Here is a 6,363-nt window from a genome sequence, read left to right on the forward strand (position 1 = left end):
TATGAGTGACGGCGTTGGCATTGGGCCGCTGATCAACGAAGCGGCCATTCAGAAAGTGGACGACCAGGTTCAGGACGCCCTTGCCCGAGGCGCCAAAGCTGAAACCGGCGGTCACCGCCTGACCGATAACGGCCTGGCCGGTTTTATTTTCTGGAGGCGAATATATCTATGAATAAAATAATAAAAAAATGTAAAGCATGTCCCATTGGCTGCCAACTTATAATATCTAAAAATGAATCTGTTCCTTCTGGATATACGGTAGAAGGAAACAGCTGTAGTAGAGGTTTGGAATTTGGAATAAAGGGGGTAACAGAACCTTCTAGAATTTTAACTGGAAGAGTGATTCTTAAAAATGGTTCTATAGGTAGACTACCTGTTAAAACTACAGGAGTTATTCCAAAGGATAAAATAGATGAAATTATGGAAATTTTTAATTCCACTGAAGTCTCAGCACCTGTTAAAAGAGGAGATATTATTATAAAGAATGTTTTAGGACTAGGGGTGGATATAATAGCAGCAAGGAAAGCTTAAATTACTTTCCTCGCCTATATGCTATTTTATTATAATATGTAATGTAATATCTATCCTAAATCCATTTCCTTTTTTTGATATATATTCTACTTGTCCTCCTACTTTACTTCTTCTTGTTCGGTTAGAATTAATGGCCCTCCCTTTGTTATGGCAAGGGTATGTTCATACTGGGCGGATAATTTACCATCAATAGTCCTTGCTGTCCATTGATTGTCGTCTATTGTACAATTGTACTTTCCTACATTAACCATAGGTTCTATTGTTAGAACCATTCCTTCCATAAGTCTTAAACCTCTACCTGGTCTTCCAAAATGGGGTACTTGTGGATCCTCATGCATATTCTTCCCTATTCCATGACCAACAAAATCTCTCACTACAGCAAAACCTTCTGATTCCACATAAGATTGGATTGCATGAGATATATCACCTATTCTATTTCCAATTATAGCTTTTTCAATTCCTATATATAGAGCTTTTTTAGTTACATCTAATAATTTTTGAGCTTCATCAGATATATTTCCTACAGAATAACTCCATGCCGAATCAGCTAACCACCCATCTAAATTTACTACCATATCAATCGTAACTATATCACCATCTTTTAATGAAGTTTTTCTTGGAAACCCATGACATATTTCATCATTTATTGAAGCACAGGTAGCATAAGGATAGCCATAATATCCTTTCTGCTCTGGAGTTGCCCCATGTTTTTTTAAATATTCTTCAACAAACTGATCTATTTCATAAGTGCTAATCCCTGGTTTAATCATTTTTCCAATTTCTTTGTGAACTGAAGCCAACAACTGTCCTGCTTTTCTCATCATTTCTATTTCTTGTTCCGTTTTTATAATAACCATTTATCTTTTCCTTTCTATATATAATTCTATCTTAATATATACCAAAAAAACATTATATAATCAAACATCTTCTCTTTTTTGATTTAACAAAGCAACAAACCTTTCATCTTTTCGTAAAATGTTTAAATCTTCGTCAACTTCAATCATTTCTATAATTTTAGGATAAATAATCAATGCTTTTCTCAAATCCTTAATAGATTTATCTGTTTCATCTAATCTAGCATAACAACAAGCCCTATTATAATATAAATATTTAGCATAAGGGTTATATTTGATTCCCTCCGTTAAAACTTCTATAGACTGCTGAAGTTTTTCTTCTTCAATATAAATAGCTGATTTATTTAAATATGCATCTGCATAATTTTTATTGTTTTCAATGGATTTATCGTAATATTCTACGGCCTTTTTATGATTGTTAATTTTTTTATATATCACTCCCATATTAAATAAGGCTTTATAATAATTGGGACTAATCTCTATGCTCCTTTTTACCATATTATATGCTTTATCATAATCTTTTAGCTCTTCATAAATAGAACCTAAATTATTATAAGCTATATAATCCTTTGGATTAAGACTTATAACCTTTTTATAATAATAAATGGCTTTATTTTTATCTTCCATTTCATCATAAAGGTTTGCTATGTAAAAATAGGCTCTATCGTAGTTGGGATCAATCTCCACTGCTTTAAAATATAGTTTTAATGCTTTTCTCTTGTCTTCTAATCTTTCATACATTGTTGCCATACCATAAAAAGCTCCAGCTTGTCTTTTATCTATACTTATAATCTTTTTATATGTTTTCAATGCCATTTGTGGATTATCTAACTCATCATAGATAATAGCAATATTATATAAAATTTGAATATTATCTAATAGCAATATTATATAAAATTTGAATATTATCAGTTTTACTGCCTTTAAATTTTAATGCTCTAATATAAAATTTCACAGCTTTTTCCCTATTTCCCTGCAAATAAGCATTTTCAGCTAAAATTATATAATTTTTTCTTCTGTCAAAATTATCTAACTGTCTTGTCATTTTTGCAACCACTCCTAGATACATTATATTATTTATAGTTTATCACAAGTTCATAGTTAATTATTACTTTTATATGCAAAATTTAAATATTTAAAAGGGCAGACATAAATGTCTACCCTAATTAATTATATTTTCAATACTCTTATAGAATTTAATATAGCTATTATAGAAACTCCAACGTCAGCAAATACTGCTTCCCACATAGTTGCAACACCAAAGGCGCCTAACCCTAAAACTATAAGTTTGACCCCTAGTGCAAAAATAATATTTTGAGTTACTATCCTTTTTGTATTTTTAGCAATATCTATACCAGTTGCTACTTTTCCAATTTCATCTGTCATTATTACAATATCTGAAGCTTCTATAGCTGCATCAGAACCTAATGCACCCATAGCTATTCCAATATCAGCCCTTGCCAAAACTGGAGCATCATTTACTCCATCACCAACAAAGGCAACTTTACCTTTAGTTTCCTTTAATATTTCTTCAAATATTTTAACCTTATCTTGGGGCAGTAAACCTCCATATACTTTATCGATACCTACTGCTTCTCCTACTTTTCTAGCAGTTTCTTCCTTATCTCCAGAAAGCATTATAGTTTCTTTAATTCCTTTAGATTTAATTTTCTTCATATCATCAGCAATATTCTGTTTCAACTCATCAGATACTACAATAGTTCCAATTTGTTCACCATTTTTAGCCACATATACAATTGTTCCAATGGATTCTTTTTCTTCAATTTTTATATTATTGTCCTCTAGTAATTTTTTATTACCAATTAACACTTTGTTGTCATCAATTTCTGCCTGAATTCCTTTGCCAGCTATTTCTTTATAATTGCTAACTCTAGTTTTATCTATTTCTTTGCCATAAGCTTCTATTATAGATTTACCTATTGGATGATTTGAATAGCATTCCCCTAAAGCTGCCAATTCAATTATTTCATCATCCATAGTTCCTTTATAACTATTTACTTCTGTTACCTTAAAAGTACCTTTAGTAATAGTTCCTGTTTTATCAAATACTATAGTATCTACCTCATTTAATCCTTCTAAATAGTTTCCTCCTTTAATAAGAACACCTACCTTAGATGCTGCTCCAATCCCTCCAAAGAAACCTAAAGGAATGGATATTACTAATGCACAAGGGCAAGATATTACTAAGAAGACAAAAGCTCTATAAGCCCAATCTGATAGATTATATCCAAAAAATATAGGCGGAATTAGTCCAATAGCTAAAGCTGTAAATACTACTACTGGTGTATAATATCTTGCAAATTTTGTAATAAAATTTTCTGTAGGTGCTTTTTTACTTGAAGCATTTTCTACTAGATCCAATATCTTTGATACTGTTGAGTCTTGGAATTCTTTTTTTACTTCTACTTTCAATAACCCTTCATTATTAACAAATCCACTTAGTACCATATCTCCTGGATTTATAGTTCTTGGCACTGACTCTCCAGTAATATTAGAAGTATCAACAGAAGTTTTCCCTCGAACAACTACTCCATCTAATGGAATTTTTTCTCCTGGTTTTATAATTATATAATCTCCAATATGGACTTCTTTTGGAGTAACTACAACTATATTTTCATCCTTTTCTAGATTTGCATAATCTGGTCTTATATCTACTAAGGATGATATAGATTTTCTAGAATGATTCACTGCTCTTCCTTGAAAAAATTCTCCTACTTGGTAAAAAAGCATTACAGCTACGCCTTCTGGATACTCCCCTATTGCAAAAGCCCCTAAAGTAGCTACAGTCATTAAAAAATTTTCATCAAAAGGTTGTCCTGCAATTAAATTTTTTACAGCTCTCACTATTATTTCTGACCCTATTACAATATAAGCTACTAAATATATTGTCAATCTAGGAAGACCATCTAACTTTAATAACCAAGGTATAACAAAAAGGATTCCACTAATAATTATTTTGAATATATCACCTTTACTTATATCTCCATGATCGTGAACATGATTATGTTGATGCTCATGGTCTTCTTCTATTATTTTTACATCTGGTTCTAATCTTTTTACTATATCTTTGATTTCCTTTACTATTCCTTTCCTTCTTTCTTCTTCAACTATATTAACTTTTAACTTTTTAGTAATAAAATCTAAGGTAGCATTGTCTACTCCTTGGATTTCATTTGTTAACTTTTCAATTTTTGATGCACAACTTGCACAATTTAACCCTTCTAATTCTAGGATAAACTCCTTCATAAAAGTGTCCCCCTTGCTCACTATTAAACATATGAACGTTTGCTCATATGTTTAATTATATTATATGCTCTCCCTCAAAAACTGTCAACAAAAAAACGCCTTTTTAGGCGTTTTTATAATATAAATTCTCCAACTGGTTTATATTTAGAATCATCATATTCAATATCTGTCTCATCTAATAGCTGCCATTCTTTCTTCAATCCTATAACTTCTCCTAATGCCTTAAAATAATACATTATAATTCCAGCATCCATAAGGTCTGTTTTACCTTCTTCTGAATACTTTAATAGTAAAATAATTTTATCATCCTTTAAAACAAACCTCCAAGGCTGTAGATTATAATTAGAAGGAGCAAACCTTATGTAGTAAAAAAGATCATCCAATCCTCTACTTTCCAATTCATCTATGCTTATAGGATTACCTAATTCACCTTTATAAACGATATCATTTATTCCATATCTAGAACTAGTTGATTCCTGTATAAAAGGATTCTTAGCTTTAGAATATCCTAATGCTACCAGGTATCCAATGTTTTTATTATCCTCTCCAAGGACATTGGCTTTTATATTCTTGTCTACAGTCTTGACGTTAATCCAACAACTACCAAGATTTAACTTGGTTAATAAAGTCATCAACTTCTCTGTATAATATGAAGCTGTGATAATAGATTTTTCTGTAACCTCTTTTAATCTAATTCCTATATAATAAGGGCTTTCTATCATCACCCCTGCATAGCCTGCTAAACCGTCTAAGGACTTAAATATTTTATCTCCTTCTTCAAATAATATAAAATTAAAATATTTATTATCTACTTCTTCTTCAAGGTCTTTGAAAATTTCTAATACCTCTATTCTTGTTTCATTTTTTAATTTTTTCTTCTTAAAATCTCTAGTCGATTTCCTATTTTTTAAAAAATTACTCATTAACAATTTCATCACCCTTTCTATTGGTATATATTAATATATACCACCATTATTGGATTTTAATCCAATTTAGATTTGAAATAAATCAATTAAACCTTTTATATAATGGATTAAATAGATATGGACTAAAATAGCTGAACCTACTCCTAATATTATACCTGCCACTACATCTGTTGGATAATGGACTCCCAAGTATATTCTTGAAATACCTATAAGTAATGCTATCGCAAAAACAAAAATTGATAACTTTGGCATATTTAGTGCTATGGTAGTAGCTACAGAGAAACTAGCTGAAGTATGCCCTGAAGGAAAAGAATAATCCTTTAAGATAATCCCAAAAGTATTAAGATTTTTTAGTATATTATAAGGTCTTTCTCTGCTCAACAGACTTTTTAGGCTGTAAGTGAGAATTTGGCTTATGGTAAGAGTAGCAGCTCCTTGTATCCCAATATTCTTAGCCTTGCCCTTTCCAAATACTAATAAAATAAAAATAAACAATGTTGTAAAAACAACACCACCTAAATTTGTAAATCTTGGCATAAATCTATCTAAAAATTTAGATTTCATATTTTCATTAATAATTTTAATTAATTTTTCATCAAACCATTTAAAACCTTTTTTCACCTATGACCACCTCTACAGTTAGTATATACAATTATTTCATTTTACTCTTACCCTTATTAAGATATTATAACCTATTTGGGCTCAATTGACTAAACAATTCACCTGTCAAGGTTTTTAAACTTTTTTTAAAGCTATATTCATGTTAATATAGATTAGGAAGTAAG

At 30.4% G+C, this 6,363-nt stretch carries 8 protein-coding genes; 2 read left to right on the forward strand and 6 right to left on the reverse strand.

All coding sequences use genetic code 11. The features are described 5' to 3' along the window. Position 1 precedes the first annotated feature (1 nt). Together VK998_RS12960 and VK998_RS02210 are read left to right on the forward strand one after the other, a co-directional pair. A complete protein-coding gene (locus VK998_RS12960; protein WP_414713542.1) occupies positions 2-172 on the forward strand; it encodes an aldehyde dehydrogenase family protein in 171 nt (56 codons plus the stop codon). Next, positions 169-531 (forward strand): DUF1667 domain-containing protein, encoded by a 363-nt coding sequence (locus VK998_RS02210; RefSeq protein WP_325224989.1) that lies wholly within the window; start codon positions 169-171, stop codon positions 529-531. The genes VK998_RS12960 and VK998_RS02210 overlap by 4 nt, the downstream gene beginning before the upstream one ends. 98 nt (positions 532-629) lie before the next feature. Here VK998_RS02210 and map read toward each other — a convergent pair whose 3' ends face one another. From map to VK998_RS02240, 6 genes are all read right to left on the reverse strand, one after another. Next, complete coding sequence (gene map / locus VK998_RS02215; RefSeq protein WP_325224991.1) at positions 630-1,388, reverse strand: type I methionyl aminopeptidase; 759 nt, start codon at positions 1,386-1,388, stop codon at positions 630-632. A 60-nt stretch (positions 1,389-1,448) separates the two neighbouring features. Further along, positions 1,449-2,270, reverse strand: a complete 822-nt coding sequence (locus tag VK998_RS02220) for a tetratricopeptide repeat protein (protein ID WP_349254914.1) — start codon at positions 2,268-2,270, stop codon at positions 1,449-1,451. Beyond that, positions 2,257-2,430 (reverse strand): hypothetical protein, encoded by a 174-nt coding sequence (locus tag VK998_RS02225; protein WP_325224994.1) that lies wholly within the window; start codon positions 2,428-2,430, stop codon positions 2,257-2,259. The genes VK998_RS02220 and VK998_RS02225 overlap by 14 nt, the downstream gene beginning before the upstream one ends. Before the next feature lie 125 nt (positions 2,431-2,555). Beyond that, positions 2,556-4,652 carry a heavy metal translocating P-type ATPase gene (locus tag VK998_RS02230; protein ID WP_325224997.1) on the reverse strand — a complete coding sequence of 699 codons (2,097 nt, stop codon included), beginning with the start codon at positions 4,650-4,652 and terminating at the stop codon, positions 2,556-2,558. 113 nt (positions 4,653-4,765) lie between these two features. After that, a complete protein-coding gene (locus VK998_RS02235; protein ID WP_325225000.1) occupies positions 4,766-5,575 on the reverse strand; it encodes a nitroreductase family protein in 810 nt (269 codons plus the stop codon). A gap of 69 nt (positions 5,576-5,644) precedes the next feature. Further along, the gene (locus VK998_RS02240) at positions 5,645-6,199 is read right to left on the reverse strand and encodes a phosphatase PAP2 family protein (protein WP_325225001.1); all 555 of its coding nucleotides are present in this window, start codon (positions 6,197-6,199) and stop codon (positions 5,645-5,647) included. Positions 6,200-6,363: the final 164 nt, after the last annotated feature.

The organism is Schnuerera sp. (assembly GCF_035459645.1).
Taxonomy (GTDB): domain Bacteria; phylum Bacillota; class Clostridia; order Tissierellales; family Tepidimicrobiaceae; genus Schnuerera.